Here is a 15155-nt window from a genome sequence, read left to right on the forward strand (position 1 = left end):
CCGGTGCCCGCCGGAAAGGGTCCGGCGCAGCGCGTGCCTGCCCTGGCGGCACGATGATGGTCGAGCCTGGCGCTCCCGATTCACCTGCCCTTCCGCAGCCGCGCCGCGATGCGCTCGACATCGGCCGGATCCACCGGGTTGTAGAGCACCAGGCTCAGATCCGGACGGCCGTCCACGGCGAAGGCGGAGTACTCGAAGCTCAGCGGCCCCAGTTCCGGGTGGCGGATGTGCTTGATGCCCTCGCCGTGGCTTCCCACGTCGTGCTCGTGCCACAGCGTGTTGAACTCGGGGCTGGCGCGGCACAACTCGTCCACCAGCGCCTCGACCGCCTTGCCGGCGCCGGCGCGGGCGGCATCGAGGCGGAACGCGCCCACCACGTAGCGCGCCACGCTGAGCCAGTCGTACTGCACGTCCCTGGCACGGGCGTCGAGGAAGAGGTAGCGCAGGATGTTCCTCCGCTCGGGCGGCAGCGAGCCATAGTCGATCAGCATCACCGTCGCGGCGCGGTTCCATGCCACCACATCCCAGATGGCCGTGCGCATGATCGCGGGGCAGGGTTCCAGTGCATCGAGCACGCGCTGCAGTCGCGGCGTGATGCCGGCGGGCTCGCGGTAGCGCGCCTCCGGTGGCCGACCCAGCCCGAGCAGGAACAGGTGCTCCCGTTCCGCGTCGGTCAGCATCAGGGCATGCGCGATCCGTTCGAGCACGTCGCCGGAGGGCGCGCCGCCGCGTCCCTGCTCGAGCCATGTGTACCAGGTGGTGCTGATGTGGGCGCGTTGGGCGACCTCCTCGCGGCGCAGCCCGGGCGTGCGCCGGCGCGTGCCACCCAGGCCGAGGGCGGCCGGGTCGACGCGCTCGCGGCGGTCCCGAAGATAGGTTCCCAGGCGATGTTCCTGCGGCACGCGTGCACCATCCTGTTAGCGGCTATACCACGATAAAGACACGGCTTTACCCGGATATTACCCGGCCGGGATAGTGATCGCCGTCCCTTCCAAGGAGAGCGATCCATGCGAGTTTTCGTCACCGGCGCCACCGGATTCATCGGCACCCGCGTCGTCAGGGAGTTGCTGGCCCACGGCCATGAGGTGACCGGCCTGTGCCGGTCGGAAGATAAGGCGCGGTCGCTTGCCGCCCTCGGTGCGGCCGCGCATCGAGGGTCGCTGGAACAACCCGACAGCCTGCGCGCCGGTGCGGCGCAGGCCGATGCGGTGATCCACACCGCGTTCGATCACGACTTCGCCCATTTCGCTGCCAACTGCGAGAAGGACTACCGCGCGATCCACGCGCTCGGCTCGGCGTTGGCCGGTTCCGACCGCCCGCTGCTGATCACCTCGGGCACCGGCATGGGCAGCCCGGGGGCGGGACTGCCGGCGCGCGAGGACGTGCTCAACCTGGACCATCCCAACCCGCGCGGGGCGTCCGAGCGGGCCGGCCAGGAGCTGCTGGATGCGGGTGTGGCGGTGTCGGTCGTGCGCCTGCCGCAGGTGCACGACACGACGCGGCAGGGGCTGGTGTCGCCATGGATCCAGATGGCGCGTGCCAGGGGCGTGTGCGCCTATGTCGGCGAGGGCCGCAATCGCTGGCCTGCGGCGCACGTGCAGGACGTGGCCCGGCTTTATCGCCTGGCGCTGGAACACCGCACGCCGGGGGCGCGCTACCACGCCGTCGCCGAGCCGGGGATCGCCGCACGCGACATCGCCCGGGTGCTCGGCGAGCGGCTGGGGCTGCCGGTGACTTCCATTGCGACCGCCGACGCTCCCGACTATTTCGGCTGGCTGGCCGCCTTTGCCGCCATGGATCTGCCGGCATCGAGCGAGTGGACCCGGCGGACGCTCGGCTGGCAAACGGCCGGTCCCGGGCTGCTCGATGACCTCGAGCGACTGGAGCTTCAGGCCGACGCGGCCTGAGCCGGGCGGCCGGGGCGGCTCGCGGCGCCCCGGCTGCGAGCCGGGCGACGGGCGCAAGGCATGCGCCGCGCGTTCAAGGCGGGGATGCGGTCGTGGTGCCGGTCTGCTGCTGGAGGCTGCGAGCCAGGCCTTCGGCCGCGCTGAGCGCCTGGTCTTCGGTGTCGAAGGTGTCGTCGTCATCGTGCTCGATACGATGCTCGCAGACCTGGACGGAGACCGTGTACTCCCCTTCGTTGAGCTGGCGGACCCATGCGACGTAGGGGCCGAGTTCGGTGTAGCGATCGAATCTGCGGATGGTGGCCATGTGCGATCCCCCCATGCTGTTCGGTCCGTTGATGGTGCGCGCCCCCTCCCGGGGCTGCAAGCCGATGACATGAACGGCCTGCGGCTGCATCGACGCGTCGCATCGCGTTAGCATGCGGAGCGGCGTCGCCGTATTGCATGCCGCCATCCCCATCCCAGCAGGAACGCCATGAGCACGCACTGCGCAACTCGGCGGGGTATCCGCCGATGACCCGGCTGTCGCCTGAAGTGCCCGCGGGCACCGATCCGATCATCGCCATCAGGGGCCTGGACAAGACCTACGCTTCCGGCTTCCGGGCACTGAAGCCGATCGATCTGGAAATCCGCCGCGGCGAAATCTTCGCCCTGCTCGGCCCCAACGGGGCGGGCAAGACCACGCTGATCAGCATCATCTGCGGCATCGTCAATCCCGGCAGCGGCTCGATCTCCGTGGATGGCCATGACGTGGTGCGCGATTTCCGCGCCACCCGTTCGCGCATCGGCCTGGTGCCGCAGGAGCTGACCACCGATGCGTTCGAGACGGTGTGGAACACGGTGAGCTTCAGCCGCGGCCTGTTCGGCCTGCCGCCCAAGCCCGAGCACATCGAGCAGGTGCTGAAGGACCTGTCGCTGTGGGACAAGCGCAACAACCGGATCCTCACCCTGTCCGGCGGCATGAAGCGGCGCGTGATGATCGCCAAGGCGCTGTCGCACGAGCCGCGCGTGCTGTTCCTGGACGAGCCCACCGCCGGCGTCGACGTGGAGCTGCGCCGCGACATGTGGAACCTGGTGCGTCGCCTGCGCGACAACGGCGTCACCATCATCCTCACCACGCACTACATCGAGGAGGCCGAGGAGATGGCCGACCGCGTGGGGGTGATCAACAAGGGCGAGCTGATCCTGGTGGAGGAAACCGCCACGCTGATGCACAAGCTGGGGAAGAAGGCGCTGACGCTGCAGCTGCACCAGCCGTTGGCCACCATTCCCGCCTCGCTGTCGGACTACCACCTCGCGCTGTCCGCCGACGGCACCGAGCTCACCTACACCTACGACACCCAGGCCGAACGCACCGGCATCACCACCCTGCTCGGCGAGCTCTCCGGTGCGGGCATCCGCTTCCGCGATCTGAGCACCAAGCAGAACACGCTGGAAGAGATTTTCGTCGACCTGGTGAGGAGCCGCTGATGAACTGGCACGCGATCCGCGCCATCTACCGTTTCGAGATGTCCCGCACCCGCCGCACGCTGATGCAGTCGATCGCCTCGCCGGTGCTGTCCACCTCGCTGTACTTCGTGGTGTTCGGCTCGGCCATCGGCTCGCGCATCACCTCGGTGGACGGGGTTGCCTACGGCGCCTTCATCATCCCCGGGCTGATCATGCTCTCGCTGCTGACCCAGAGCGTGTCCAACGCCTCGTTCGGCATCTACTTCCCCAAGTTCACCGGCACCATCTACGAGATCCACTCCGCGCCGATTTCGTTCGTGGAGATTGTCTGCGGCTACGTGGGTGCGGCGGCGACCAAGTCGGTGATCGTGGGCGTGATCATCCTGGCCACCGCGCGATTGTTCGTGGACTACCACATCGCGCACCCGCTGCTGATGGCCAGCTTCCTGCTGCTGACCGCGATCACCTTCAGCCTGTTCGGCTTCATCATCGGCATCTGGGCGGACAACTTCGAGAAGCTGCAGGTGATCCCGCTGCTGGTGATCACCCCGCTGACCTTCCTTGGCGGCAGTTTCTACTCCATCCACATGCTGCCGCCGCTGTGGCAGAAGATCACCCTGCTCAACCCGGTGGTGTACCTGGTGAGCGGCTTCCGCTGGAGCTTCTACGACCTCGCCGACGTCAGCGTGGGGATCAGCCTGGCGGCGATCGCCGGGTTCCTGATCGCCTGCCTGCTGGCGATCGGCTGGATCTTCCGCACCGGGTACAAACTCAAGAGCTGACCGCTCCGTCGTTGCCGACCCTCGGCGTGGTCCGGTCGGAGCTAACATGCACCACCGCCCGTACCGCAGCCCTGGAACCCACCCATGACCGACGAGATGAAGCGCTGCCCGGCCTGTGCCGAGCTGATCCAGGCGGCGGCACGCAAATGCCGCTATTGCGGCACCGACATCGAGGCCTACGAGGCGGCGCATGCGCCCAGCGTGGAGCAGACCCTGTTCTCCGGCCACCCGAAGGTGATCTACACCTTCGGCCAGTACGTGCTGGTGGTATGCACGCTGGGCCTGGCGTGGCTGATGTACTGGCTGCGCAGCCTGAGCCTGACCTTCACCATCACCACCCAGCGGGTGCGCGTGGAGCGCGGACTGTTGTCCAAGGCGCAGGACAACGTCGAGCTGTTCCGCATCGACCACTTCGACATCCTCAAGCCGCTGGGCATGCGCCTGCTCGGCCTGTGCCGGGTCACCCTGCACTCGTCCGACGACGAGATGCCGGTGGTCGATCTCTACGGCATCCCCGGTCTGGAAGCGCTGGCCGACACCCTGCGCGAATGCTCGCTGCGCGAGCGCGCCCGTCGGCGGGTGCTGCCGATGGAGCAGATGTAGCGACCGGTTCCGGACCCATTGGCGCGCGCGGCCCGCATGCAGCGGAAGTCGCCGATCGGCGTCAGGCGATGCGTGGCGTCTCCGCGGCCGCGATATCGCGCTGCTGTGCCGTGGTCGGCGCCGGCAGGGACGGAGCCGGTGCTGCGGTCGCTGCGGACAGCTTCGCCGCGCTCTGCGCCATCGGCGTGTGCACGGCCTGGGCGGTGGGGACGTCGGCGTAGCGTTTGATGCCGGCGTCGTTCTGCACGGCGAAGGTGCGCGAACCGTCTTCGCTGATCGCCACCGCGTCGATGCGGGTGAGGCCCTGTGTCTTCGCCGCGGCAGCCAATGCGCTGGCGAGGTTGCGGCTGAGCTGGTCGGAGCGGCGACCCATGTCAGCGTCGATTTTCTGCACCCCGGCGAGTGCCTGCCGGTACAGCGGGTCGCCCGGCTCGGCGGTTCCGTCTTGCGCAGCCTGGCCGGCGCCGACCGTGGGCCGTGACGATGCCCTGATGGCCCGCTCCAGCGCGGCCTGGGTCTGCGGTCCGGCGATCCCGTCGACGGCAAGGTGATGGTCGCGCTGGAAGGCTTCGATCGCGGTCCGCGTGGCCGGCCCGAAGACGCCGTCGATCGCCAGTGGCCGGCCACCGGTGCCGGTGTAGCCCTGTCCCGCCAGCGCATGCTGGAGATCGCGCACGTGCTCGCCGTGGTCGCCCGGTTGCAGCAGGGCCGCCCCGTCGGCGACACGGCCGCGGTGCGTCGTCTGCAGCGGCGCATCGCCGATCGCCACCGCGCGGAACGAGGCGTCCGGGGACAGGCCGCGGGCGATGCCGGCCTGGTAGTCCGCGCGCATCTGCTCCAGCGCGCGGGCGGTTTCGTCGACGCCGATGCTGGCGCTGTTGGCGCCGCCGTAGTGGCTGGCACCACCGCGATCCGGGTCGCCGAAGCTGGCCCACTCCAGTGCCATCGCGACCTCGGCCGCATGCAGCGTGGCGTGCGGTTGGCCGGTGACGTAGTCGTGCACCTCGGGGCGCTTGTCGGTCACCAGGTACTCGGCAAAGATCCGGTCCTGCAGTTCGGGCGTGAAGCGCTGGCCCGGATCCAGGCCCAGGCTGGCCACCGCGCTGTCCATGGTGTCCGGGATGATCTGGTACAGACCCACCGCGAAGATTTCGCCGCGATGCTGGCGCGCCTGCACCTCGCCGAGCGTCATGCTGGAAAAGTCGATGGCACGGCTGGAGCCGCGGATGTGCGGCTGGCCGTCGTGGCCGATGTAGGTGCCGCCGTTGTAGTCGTCATAGCCGCGAGCCTGCGATTCGCCGCGGTGGATGAGGTCACGAAGGGGTTGCTGGCTCATGGAGGTCCTTCCCTGGATCGAGTGAGCGGATGTCTGGAGGCGCTGACGATCTCCGGTGCGGTGATCGTCGGTGCGGGTGCCGGTATGCGTCAGTGCGGCGTCGTCCCGGACGTGCCGGCCGGCGCCGGTTCGACCTGCCAGCTGGTGATGCGCAGCTGCGACTGGCCGGCGGGTGCGTTCCAGTCGCGCAGCGGGCCGAAGGTGTTGGCACGCATCACGTCATCTGCATCGCCGTGCCGGAACTGCATCTGGCAATGGCCGTCGCCGCTGCAGGCGCTGAGCTCGGGTATCTCGGTACAGGCGCGGCAGCTGGCCAGTTCCGGATGGGACGAACACAGTTTTTGTGCGTTGCCGCCGACCACGTTGGCCAGGCACTTCGCGTCCGGCAGCGGGCGCCAGCCGTGGTCGAGCATCTGCTTGCGAAAGCTGCCGTAGGCCATGCCGGGGCGCAGCGCACCCTGGGCCACGTTCGTCGGTGCGGAATCGTGGGTCGGGGCGGAGGATCCCGGCGCAGGGGTGCCGGAGGACGGCAGCGGGTGCGCCTGGCAGGCACCGAGGGCCAGCGCCAGCGGGAAGCCAAGCAGGGGGATGAAACGTTTCATGGTGGCGAGCTCCATGCCGGTGGAATCGACGGTCCGTGTGCTGCCGCCATGCAGCGGGTCGACGCTGCGGCAGGCGGCTGCTGCAGAGCATGCCTCAGCCGCCGGCAGCGAAATGCGAGCCAGACCCCGTTGTCGCCGGCTGCCCGGTCTCCCGGTGGATCGCGCGCGCCTGCGCCCGCGTCGCCCCGCAAAGCGGGTGTCCCGGCGCGCCCTTGAGACTTTCCGCGACGCCTGTGGCGATCCCGATGCCGGGTCCGTCACGATGTGCGCGCGGGCCAGTCGACGCCGGCGCGCTTTCGCTGCACTCTTCGATTGCCAGTACTGTGCCAGCGAGGAAATCCACGAGTGAACTGCGCCGTCTCCGACGGATCGTGCGTGCGCCATGGATGAGCATCGGGGCATTCCCGGCTGGCTGCCGGTGGTGGGCTTCGCGCTGATCACCGGCGTTGCGTTGGCCGGTCTGCATGCGACGCGTCAGGAGCCGGTAGCCCAGGCCGCCACGCCTGCGCCCCGCCCCGCCGACGAGCCGATCCTGCCCACCGTGCAGGTGTGGCTGAGCACGGCCGATCGCCGCGAGCTGCTGGCCCGCCAGCCGGACATCGGGATGATCCCGGGCACGGCGCAGCCGGGCGACGTGGTGGTCGACCCGAAAGCGACCTACCAGACCATGACCGGCTTCGGTGCCGCCATCACCGATGCGTCGGCGTGGCTGATCCAGAACCGGATGGACGGCGAGCAGCGTGCGGCCCTGCTGCGGGAGATGTTCGGTCCGCCGCCGGGGCTGAACATGGCCATGACGCGCCTGACCATCGGGGCCTCGGATTTTTCGCCCACGCCGTACACCCTCGACGACATGCCGGCCGGGCAGGTCGATCCGGACCTGGCGCATTTCAACGTCGGCACCAATCTGCACGACCTGATCCCGACCGTGCGCGAGGCGCTGGCGATCAACCCGCAACTGCGGATCGTCGCTTCGCCGTGGAGCCCGCCGGCGTGGATGAAGACCAGCGGCAAGCTGATCGGCGGCGAGCTGCTGCCGCAGTACGAAAGCGCCTATGCCGACTATCTGGTGAAGTACGTCGACACGTTTCGCGGCTACGGCATCCCGATCTTCGCGCTCACCGTGCAGAACGAGCCGGGCTACGAGCCGGGAACCTATCCCGGGATGCTGATGCCGGCGGCAACGCGGACCAGCCTGATCGGGCAGTACCTCGGCCCGGAGCTGGCCAGCCGCCGGCGCCGGGTGCGCATCCTGGCGTGGGACCACAACTGGGACGCGCCGGACCAGCCGCTGGACGTGCTGGCCGATCCGCTGGCCGCGCCCTACGTGTCCGGCGTGGCATGGCACTGCTACGCCGGTACGCCCTCGGTGCAGACCGACGTGCATCGCGCGCATCCGGACAAGGATGCCTACATCACCGAATGCTCGGGCGGCGACTGGGCATCGGCGAAGCACGGCGAGCTGCTTTGGTTCGCGCGCGACCTGCTGCTGGCCGGCATCCGCAACTGGGCGCGCGGCGTCATCTACTGGAACCTGGCGCTGGACGAGAACCACGGTCCGCATGCCGGTGGCTGCGACCTGTGCAAGGGCGTGGTCACCATCGACTCGCAGACCGGTGCGGTGATCCGCAATGACGAGTACTACGCGTTCGCTCATTTCAGCCGTTTCGTGCCGCCGGGCGCGGTGCGGGTGGGTTCCAGCGAGCCGGACAAGGACGTGGTCAACGTGGCGTTCGTGATTCCGGACGACGGCACGCTGGTCATGGTCATGGTCAACAGCCGCACCGAGGCCTATGCGGTGAAGGTGGACCAGGGCGACGTCGGCTTTCGTTACACCATGCCGGCGCAGAGCGTGGCCACCTTTGTCTGGCAGCCGGATCCGGTCGGCAGCTGGGCGAAGCGGCTCAAGCGGTGGCTGGGCGATCTTCGTGCCGTGGTGCCGCACGGCTGAAGCGCCGCGCCCGGCATCGCTCATTCCGTGCGGTGCGATGCGGCGTGCGATGGCTCGCGTGCGTAGTGCGAGGGCGTCATGCCGACGTGGCGACTGAAGGCGATGCTGAAGGTGCTGGCCGAGCTGTAGCCGACGCGCTCGGCGACTTCGGCGACGTTGTTTTCGCGACGACGCAGCAGCTGCTTGGCCAGCGCCATGCGCCAGCCGAGCAGGTAGGCCATCGGCGCCACGCCGACGGTGCGGTTGAAGCGCTCGAAGAAGGCCGAGCGCGACAGCGCGGCCTGTTTCGCCAGCTCTGCCACGGTCCAGCCGCGGGTGGGCTGCGCATGCATGGCGCGGATCGCCATGGCCACGCGCTCGTCGGCCAGCCCGCGGACCAGGCCGGGGGAGGCATCCGTGCCGGCGGTGGAACGCAGCGCCTCGATCAGCAACACCTCGAGCAGGCGGGCCAGCACCACCTCGCGCGCCGGCCGCTGCGCGCGCGATTCCTCGCCCACCAGTTTCGTCAACAGCGCGAGCCGGTGTTCGCCGCGCACGTGCACCAGTTGCGGCAGCAGCGACACCAGCAGGTCGGCGTCGGGCGAGTCGAAGCTGCAGTGGCCGACCAGCATGCGCAGATCGGTCGGGCCGTCTTCGCTGCCGATGCGGTACACGCCTTCGGCCTGAACCACCGGCACGCTGCGGGTGCCGGCCGGCGGCGGCTGCAGGCTGGACATCGTCATGCCCCAGACCGCCGGCACCAGCAGGAAGTCGCCGGGCTCGAGAGCGATCGGCGCATGCTCGTCCACCGCGACGCGGCAGCCACCTTCCAGGACCAGGCAGTAGAACGGCTGCCCGGTGTCGGAACGCTGCACGTGCCACTGGCCGGCGCCGGCCACGGTCTTGGCGAACCGGGCGGCGGGTTGCAGCAGGGAGACCACCTCGGCGAGGGGATCGGTCATGCAGGACTCCTGGAAAACAAATACGGACTACCAATCGTAGATAGTACGGCTTCGGCCACCTATCGTGACGCTCCTGCCTCTTTCCCTGCACCCCAAGGAGCTTCCATGAAGACCGTCCTGATCACCGGCTGTTCGTCCGGCTTCGGCCTGGCCATCGCCCGCACCTTCCTGGACCGTGGCTGGCAGGTCGCGGCCACCATGCGCACGCCGCGCGAGGATCTGCTGCCGGTCTCCGCCCGCCTGCGCGTACTGCCGCTGGATGTCACCGACCCAGCCAGCATCGACCGCGCGGTGGCCGCGGCCGGGCCGGTCGACGTGCTGGTCAACAACGCCGGCTTCGGCGCCGCGGCACCCTTCGAGCTGACCTCGCCGGCACTGGCCCGCGAGCTGTTCGAGACCAACACCCTCGGCACGATGGCGCTGACCCAGGCGGTGTTGCCGCAGTTCCGGGCGCGCCAGGCAGGCGTGATCGTCAATGTCACCTCCAGCGTCACCCTGAAGGCGCTGCCGCTGGTGGCGATGTACACCGCGAGCAAGGCGGCGGTGAACGCCTTCACCGAATCGATGGCGGTGGAGCTGGCGCCGTTCGGCATCCGCGTGCATCTGGTGCTGCCCGGTCGCTCGCCGGAAACCCGGTTCGGCGACAACGCGCGTCGCGAGGGTCTGGAGCACGGCGCCTACGCCGGGACGGTGCAGCAGGTGCTTGCCGGCATGCGCGACGCCTCCCGTCCGGTCACCCATGCCGCCGACGTGGCCGAGGCGGTGTGGTGTGCCGCCACCGATCCCGACTCGCCGATGCGCCTGCCGGCGGGGGAGGACGCGCTGGCCTGGGCGCGGGCAAGCTGAGCGGGGCGGGTGGCATGCCGTCGCGCACGGATGTCGATATGCGGCGTGCCGGCACGTCGGGAGGGTGAGGGGGCGCCGACGCGCCCCCGGACTTCACCCACCCAAGGAGCCTGCCCATGCAACTGGTCGTCTATCTCAACTTCCCCGGTACCGCGCGCGAAGCGATGGATTTCTACGCCGAGGCGCTCGGCGGCAAGGTCACCCAGCGCTTCACCTACGGCCAGTCGCCGATGGGCGAGCAGATGTCGGAGGCCGATCGCGACAAGGTCATGCACTCGCAGGTGGAGGTCGGTGCTGCCCTGCTGATGGGCGCGGACGGTCCGTCGCCGCACGCGGCCGGCAGCACCACGGTCAACGTCATGCCGGAGACGCCGGAAGAGGCCGAGCGCATCTTCGCCGCGCTCGCGGTAGGCGGCGAGGTGACCATGCCGCTGGATGAGACGTTCTGGGCCCACCGTTTCGGCGCGCTCACCGACCGGTTCGGCAAGCGCTGGATGGTGAATTGCCTCAAGCCGATGTGAGCTGGCACCGGCGGGCATGATGCTCCGGCGCGCGCGGGAGCCGGGGCGGTGCCGTCACCCGCCGCTGATCAATCGATATCTGCGCTGACTGGCTTCGCGCGCGCAAGCAGGGATTCACGGGTGCGCGACGGGCGCGCGCCTAGAACGGACTCGCCGCCGTCGCGGCATCCCTCCCCGACTGAGACGAGGCACTGTCATGGATCACAATCGCACCGAAGGCACCAAGCGCGAGATCAAGGGCTCGCTGAAGGAAATGGCCGGCAAGGTCACTGGCAACCATGCCAGGGAAGCGGCCGGCAAGCTCGAGAAGAACGCCGGCAAGGTGCAGAAGGAACTGGGCAAGGCGGCCGACGAAATCCGCCAGGACAACAAGCGCCATCACTGACGCGTTTGCGCGGGGCGGGCGGTCGGAACCTGCCGGTTCCGACCGCCCTTTCGTTGAGGGGATGCCGGAATGCGCTCAACGTCCGCCAGGCGGGATCAGCAGCGGGTTGCTGCCGGGTCCCCCGCGACTGGCCGCGGGGCGGCAGCCGTGCTCCCGTTCGACCCGGTCCATGTCCTCGTCGGTGATGCCCAGGGCGGCGCGCTCGCGCCGGGACAGGTCGCGCCATTGCGCGAGCTGCAGGCACTTCGGGTCGGCTCCGCCGGTCAGCCCGGCGATCGCCCGGACCAGGCCACCCATCCCCTGCGAGCGTGGATCGCTCATGCGGAATACCGGCGCGCCCGGCACGAATGCCTGTCCGGGCAGGCGGACGGCCGGTGGCGTGGCGGGTTGCAGCCGGTTTCCTCCGGGGATGTAGTCCGGTTCCACCGATGCCGCCGGGAGCGAGGTAATGAGCGTTGACGCTGCGGGTGTCGGCATCCGCCCCCTCGCCGCTGTCTGGCGGGCGGTGACGCGCGGCCGGCGATGCCGGCGCCTGGCCGCGTCCGGCGGGGAGGTGTGACGCAAGCCGCGGGTGACGTTCGCCGGTGCAGATGTCGTGGCGGGATCGCGGGTCATCCAGCGCAGGTGAAGCGCGTCGTCGATCCGGCGGCTGCGCGGACGTTCCTGCCGACCCGGTGCCCCGGGCATGGTCAGTACCAGCCACGCGGCCAGGTGCAGCGCCAGGGTGAGTGCCAGCGGCACGGCGCGCGCCAGTGCACGTGTCATCGCCTTCCGGCGAGAGGGCGCTGCGGCAACCGCGGATCGTGGCAGGGACATCCGTCTTCCATGGCGGGTGGGCGTCGTTGGGACCGTGCAGGGACGCGGCAAGTTTCCGTAGACGCCGCGACGCACTTGCCATGGGTGGGCGCGCTTTGGCCCGCGATCCCCCGCATGGCAGGATCCGCGCTGGCGTCGCAGGCGGGCGGCGCGGACAGCGGGGACGATTGCGTGGATCACGAATTCTGGCTGCAGCGCTGGCGCGAGGGTCGCATCGGCTTTCACCAGGACGCGGTGACGCCCTGGCTGCGCGAGTACTGGCCGGGCCTGGGCCTGCCAGCGGGCAGCCAGGTGTTCGTGCCGCTCGCGGGCAAGTCGCTGGATCTGGTGTGGCTGGCCGCGCAGGGGCATCACGTGCTCGGCGTGGAGCTGTCGCCGCTGGCGGTGGAGCAGTTCTTCGCCGGGCACGCGCTGGCGCCGCAGCTGAGTGAATCGCGTTACGGCCGTCACTACCGCGCGGGAAACCTGGAGCTGATCTGCGGCGATGCCTTCGGGCTGGATGACGAAGTGCTCGCCGGATGCGCAGCGGTGTACGACCGTGCCGCGATGATCGCGCTGCCGCCACCGCTGCGCGAGCGCTACGTGGACGGGCTGTATGCCTGCCTGCCGTCCGGCTGTCGCGGCTTGCTGATCACGCTGGAATATCCGCAGGCCCAGAAGCACGGCCCGCCGTTCTCGGTGCCCGAAGCCGAGGTGCACGGGCGTCTCGACCGCGACTGGCAGGTTACCGCGCTGGCTCGCCGGGACATCCTGGCCGACCAGCCCGGCTTCGTCGCCGAGGGCGTCACGGCGCTGGAAACGGTCGCCTACCGACTCGATCGTCGCGCCTGAAGGCAGCCCATCCCGCACGATCCGGATCGATGGCCGACCGGTGCGCCGGGCATGGATGGATGAGATGCCGCTCCGTCAGGATCCGGCGCTTGCGGTCATCACGGGGATGCGCCGATCCCCGTCGGCGAACCGTGCCCGCTGCGGACACGCCGCGGCGCATCCGGGACTCCTGCATGGCGCAATTTCTTGCAGGCAAATCGGCACGCGATTTGTCCCGGAAGGTTCACATCCGGCTGCTTGAATCACCACGAGGCCGCTGGCGACGCGCACGTCCTTTCGCCACCGGCACGAAGGGGGAATCCAACGACCGGGCCCGTTGATGGGCCTGCGCTGCCGTCTTCTTTTCAGGAGTCTTCTCGTGCTCAGTCTTCGCATCCTCCGCAAGGCGCTGCTGCCGGCGTCGATCGCCCTCATCGGGCTGGCGTTCGCGGTATCCGCCCATCCGGGCCCCGACAACGACGGCTTCGGCCATCCGGGTCATCCCTGGCCGGGACACGGCCACTCGCCGCAGGACGAGGTCCCGACCGCCACGCCGATCAAGCACCTGGTGGTGATCTTCGGCGAGAACCGTTCGTTCGATCACTACTTCGGCACCTATCCGGTGGCGGCCAACCCGGCCGGCGAGCCGGTGTTCAGGGCGCGCCCGTGGACGCCCCGGGTGGATGGCCTGTCGGGCACGCTGCTGACGCAGAACCCGAACAAGCTCAACCCGCTCAACGGCGAGAACGCGGTCAACCCGTTCCGCCTCGACCGCACCCAGGCCAACACCGAAGGCCAGAACCACAGCTACACGCCCGAGCAGCTGGCCTACGACAACGGCAAGGCCGACCTCTTCCCGCTGTACACCGGAAACAACACCGTCTCCAGCACCGGCACCTTCGGCACGCACGGCCTGGTGATGGGCTACTACGACGGCAACACCGTCACCGCGTTGTGGAACTACGCCCAGCACTACGCGATGGACGACAACACCTACACCGATACCTACGGCCCGTCGACGCCGGGTGCGATCGCGGTGGTATCCGGTACCAACAACGGCGCGCAGATCGTGCTGGGCAAGGGCGCCACGATCCCTGACGGGATCGGTGGCCTGAGCCTGATCGGCGACACCGACCCGGCCTACGACGTGTGCTCGTCGACCAGCAACACGCTGATGATGAGTTCGAAGAACATCGGCGACCTGCTCAGCGCCCACCACCTCACCTGGGGCGGCTTCATGGGCGGCTTCGACCTCACCGCGACGAACGACAACGGCTCCACCGGCTGCAAGCGCAGCACCTATTCGAGCGTGCTGGCGGCCACCAAGAACGACTACATCCCGCACCACAACTGGTTCCAGTACTACGCCTCCACGTCCAACCCGACCCACGAGCGTCCGACCTCGGTCGCGCTGATCGGCCACGCGGACCCGAAGGACGCCACCGATACCCCGGTGCACCACGAGTACGACCTCAACGACTTCTTCGCGGCGGTGTCGGCGGGCAATTACCCTTCGGTGAGCTACCTGAAGATGCCGGCGATCGGCGACGCTCATCCGGGCAACTCCGATCCGCTCGACGAGCAGGCGTACATCGTCAAGGTGGTGAACTTCCTGATGCAGCAGCCGGACTGGAAGAGCACTGCCATCGTCATCACCTACGACGACTCCGACGGCTGGTACGACCACCGCTACGCCGCACCGACCACCGCTTCGTTCGACGGCGTGACACCGGAGGGTTCGGTGACCGGTGCCGACCAGGTCAACGGCCCGGGCGTGTGCAATGCACCGGGCGCGAGCCAGGGCATCGGCGTGAATGGCGGTCGCGTCAACGGCCGCTGCGGCCCCGGCACGCGGATCCCGTTCCTGGTGATCTCGCCGTACGCGCGCGAGAACTACGTCAGCGACGTGCGCCTGACGCAGTCCTCGGTGGTGCGCTTCATCGAGGACAACTGGTTGCGCGGCGAGCGCATCGGCCAGGGTTCGAACGATGCCAGCGCCGGCAGCATCATGAGCCTGTTCGACTTCGGCCGTCGCGACCGCGACGACCGGGCATCGCGGCTGATCCTCGACCCGGACCAGGGCACGGTGGTGGTGCCGTCGCGTCCGTGGCACTCGTGATGCGGCGCCCTGCCGGTGCATGCCGCCGGCAGGGTTGAGATGTTTCCCGGACCTCCCGGCGATGCCGGGCGGTCCGGGCTGTTCCAGCAC

General features: G+C 69.2%; 16 protein-coding genes. 10 read left to right on the plus strand and 6 right to left on the minus strand.

From position 1 onward, the window contains the following. Positions 1-80 precede the first annotated feature (80 nt). The gene (locus tag ATSB10_RS16915) at positions 81-902 is read right to left on the minus strand and encodes a helix-turn-helix transcriptional regulator (protein WP_063673891.1); all 822 of its coding nucleotides are present in this window, start codon (positions 900-902) and stop codon (positions 81-83) included. Between the two features lie 105 nt (positions 903-1007). Here ATSB10_RS16915 and ATSB10_RS16920 point away from each other — a divergent pair, with 105 nt between their 5' ends. Further along, positions 1008-1907 carry an SDR family oxidoreductase gene (locus ATSB10_RS16920; protein WP_063673892.1) on the plus strand — a complete coding sequence of 300 codons (900 nt, stop codon included), beginning with the start codon at positions 1008-1010 and terminating at the stop codon, positions 1905-1907. A gap of 73 nt (positions 1908-1980) precedes the next feature. Here the strand turns inward: ATSB10_RS16920 and ATSB10_RS16925 are convergent, their stop codons facing one another. Continuing rightward, complete coding sequence (locus tag ATSB10_RS16925) at positions 1981-2301, minus strand: hypothetical protein (protein WP_157469339.1); 321 nt, start codon at positions 2299-2301, stop codon at positions 1981-1983. 116 nt (positions 2302-2417) lie between these two features. On the opposite strand from ATSB10_RS16925, the gene ATSB10_RS16930 reads away from it, so the two are divergent. From ATSB10_RS16930 to ATSB10_RS16940, 3 genes are all read left to right on the plus strand, one after another. Continuing rightward, the gene (locus ATSB10_RS16930; RefSeq protein WP_063673894.1) at positions 2418-3374 is read left to right on the plus strand and encodes an ABC transporter ATP-binding protein; all 957 of its coding nucleotides are present in this window, start codon (positions 2418-2420) and stop codon (positions 3372-3374) included. After that, complete coding sequence (locus tag ATSB10_RS16935; protein WP_063673895.1) at positions 3374-4135, plus strand: ABC transporter permease; 762 nt, start codon at positions 3374-3376, stop codon at positions 4133-4135. Before ATSB10_RS16930 ends, ATSB10_RS16935 begins: the two co-directional genes overlap by 1 nt. Positions 4136-4219: 84 nt before the next feature. After that, positions 4220-4738 carry a PH domain-containing protein gene (locus tag ATSB10_RS16940; RefSeq protein ID WP_063673896.1) on the plus strand — a complete coding sequence of 173 codons (519 nt, stop codon included), beginning with the start codon at positions 4220-4222 and terminating at the stop codon, positions 4736-4738. A gap of 61 nt (positions 4739-4799) precedes the next feature. Here the strand turns inward: ATSB10_RS16940 and ATSB10_RS16945 are convergent, their stop codons facing one another. After that, positions 4800-6074, minus strand: coding sequence for a peptidoglycan-binding domain-containing protein (locus ATSB10_RS16945; RefSeq protein WP_063673897.1), 1275 nt, complete (start codon positions 6072-6074; stop codon positions 4800-4802). An 89-nt stretch (positions 6075-6163) separates the two neighbouring features. Next, complete coding sequence (locus tag ATSB10_RS16950; RefSeq protein ID WP_157469341.1) at positions 6164-6676, minus strand: hypothetical protein; 513 nt, start codon at positions 6674-6676, stop codon at positions 6164-6166. A 382-nt stretch (positions 6677-7058) separates the two neighbouring features. Here ATSB10_RS16950 and ATSB10_RS16955 point away from each other — a divergent pair, with 382 nt between their 5' ends. Beyond that, positions 7059-8627 carry a glycoside hydrolase family 30 protein gene (locus ATSB10_RS16955; RefSeq protein ID WP_063673899.1) on the plus strand — a complete coding sequence of 523 codons (1569 nt, stop codon included), beginning with the start codon at positions 7059-7061 and terminating at the stop codon, positions 8625-8627. A 20-nt stretch (positions 8628-8647) separates the two neighbouring features. Here the strand turns inward: ATSB10_RS16955 and ATSB10_RS16960 are convergent, their stop codons facing one another. After that, on the minus strand, positions 8648-9568 hold the full coding sequence (locus ATSB10_RS16960; RefSeq protein WP_063673900.1) for an AraC family transcriptional regulator: 921 nt from the start codon (positions 9566-9568) through the stop codon (positions 8648-8650). Between the two features lie 105 nt (positions 9569-9673). On the opposite strand from ATSB10_RS16960, the gene ATSB10_RS16965 reads away from it, so the two are divergent. The 3 genes from ATSB10_RS16965 (at position 9674) to ATSB10_RS16975 (ending at position 11320) form a co-directional block, all read left to right on the plus strand. Continuing rightward, a complete protein-coding gene (locus tag ATSB10_RS16965; RefSeq protein WP_063673901.1) occupies positions 9674-10414 on the plus strand; it encodes an SDR family oxidoreductase in 741 nt (246 codons plus the stop codon). A gap of 116 nt (positions 10415-10530) precedes the next feature. Beyond that, the gene (locus ATSB10_RS16970) at positions 10531-10935 is read left to right on the plus strand and encodes a VOC family protein (protein WP_063673902.1); all 405 of its coding nucleotides are present in this window, start codon (positions 10531-10533) and stop codon (positions 10933-10935) included. A gap of 196 nt (positions 10936-11131) precedes the next feature. Continuing rightward, positions 11132-11320 (plus strand): CsbD family protein, encoded by a 189-nt coding sequence (locus ATSB10_RS16975; RefSeq protein WP_063673903.1) that lies wholly within the window; start codon positions 11132-11134, stop codon positions 11318-11320. Positions 11321-11395: 75 nt separating this feature from the next. Here the strand turns inward: ATSB10_RS16975 and ATSB10_RS16980 are convergent, their stop codons facing one another. After that, on the minus strand, positions 11396-12085 hold the full coding sequence (locus ATSB10_RS16980; RefSeq protein WP_063673904.1) for a death domain-containing protein: 690 nt from the start codon (positions 12083-12085) through the stop codon (positions 11396-11398). A 222-nt stretch (positions 12086-12307) separates the two neighbouring features. Between ATSB10_RS16980 and ATSB10_RS16985 the strand changes: the two genes are divergently transcribed. Further along, the gene (locus tag ATSB10_RS16985) at positions 12308-12967 is read left to right on the plus strand and encodes a thiopurine S-methyltransferase (protein ID WP_063674550.1); all 660 of its coding nucleotides are present in this window, start codon (positions 12308-12310) and stop codon (positions 12965-12967) included. A 358-nt stretch (positions 12968-13325) separates the two neighbouring features. Beyond that, complete coding sequence (locus ATSB10_RS16990; RefSeq protein ID WP_063673905.1) at positions 13326-15065, plus strand: phospholipase C; 1740 nt, start codon at positions 13326-13328, stop codon at positions 15063-15065. The last annotated feature ends 90 nt before the right edge of the window (positions 15066-15155 follow it).

The sequence above is a fragment of the Dyella thiooxydans genome (assembly GCF_001641285.1).
Classification (GTDB): Bacteria; Pseudomonadota; Gammaproteobacteria; order Xanthomonadales; family Rhodanobacteraceae; genus Dyella_A; species Dyella_A thiooxydans.

Coding starts and splice junctions, on each gene's coding strand:
- ATSB10_RS16940 (WP_063673896.1), top strand. CDS start 4,220: ATGACCGACGAGATGAAGCGCTGCCCGGCCTGTGCCGAGCTGATCCAG.
- ATSB10_RS16975 (WP_063673903.1), top strand. CDS start 11,132: ATGGATCACAATCGCACCGAAGGCACCAAGCGCGAGATCAAGGGCTCG.
- ATSB10_RS16960 (WP_063673900.1), bottom strand. CDS start 9,568: ATGACCGATCCCCTCGCCGAGGTGGTCTCCCTGCTGCAACCCGCCGCC.
- ATSB10_RS16965 (WP_063673901.1), top strand. CDS start 9,674: ATGAAGACCGTCCTGATCACCGGCTGTTCGTCCGGCTTCGGCCTGGCC.
- ATSB10_RS16925 (WP_157469339.1), bottom strand. CDS start 2,301: ATGCAGCCGCAGGCCGTTCATGTCATCGGCTTGCAGCCCCGGGAGGGG.
- ATSB10_RS16935 (WP_063673895.1), top strand. CDS start 3,374: ATGAACTGGCACGCGATCCGCGCCATCTACCGTTTCGAGATGTCCCGC.
- ATSB10_RS16980 (WP_063673904.1), bottom strand. CDS start 12,085: ATGACACGTGCACTGGCGCGCGCCGTGCCGCTGGCACTCACCCTGGCG.
- ATSB10_RS16930 (WP_063673894.1), top strand. CDS start 2,418: ATGACCCGGCTGTCGCCTGAAGTGCCCGCGGGCACCGATCCGATCATC.
- ATSB10_RS16945 (WP_063673897.1), bottom strand. CDS start 6,074: ATGAGCCAGCAACCCCTTCGTGACCTCATCCACCGCGGCGAATCGCAG.
- ATSB10_RS16970 (WP_063673902.1), top strand. CDS start 10,531: ATGCAACTGGTCGTCTATCTCAACTTCCCCGGTACCGCGCGCGAAGCG.
- ATSB10_RS16950 (WP_157469341.1), bottom strand. CDS start 6,676: ATGAAACGTTTCATCCCCCTGCTTGGCTTCCCGCTGGCGCTGGCCCTC.
- ATSB10_RS16955 (WP_063673899.1), top strand. CDS start 7,059: ATGGATGAGCATCGGGGCATTCCCGGCTGGCTGCCGGTGGTGGGCTTC.
- ATSB10_RS16920 (WP_063673892.1), top strand. CDS start 1,008: ATGCGAGTTTTCGTCACCGGCGCCACCGGATTCATCGGCACCCGCGTC.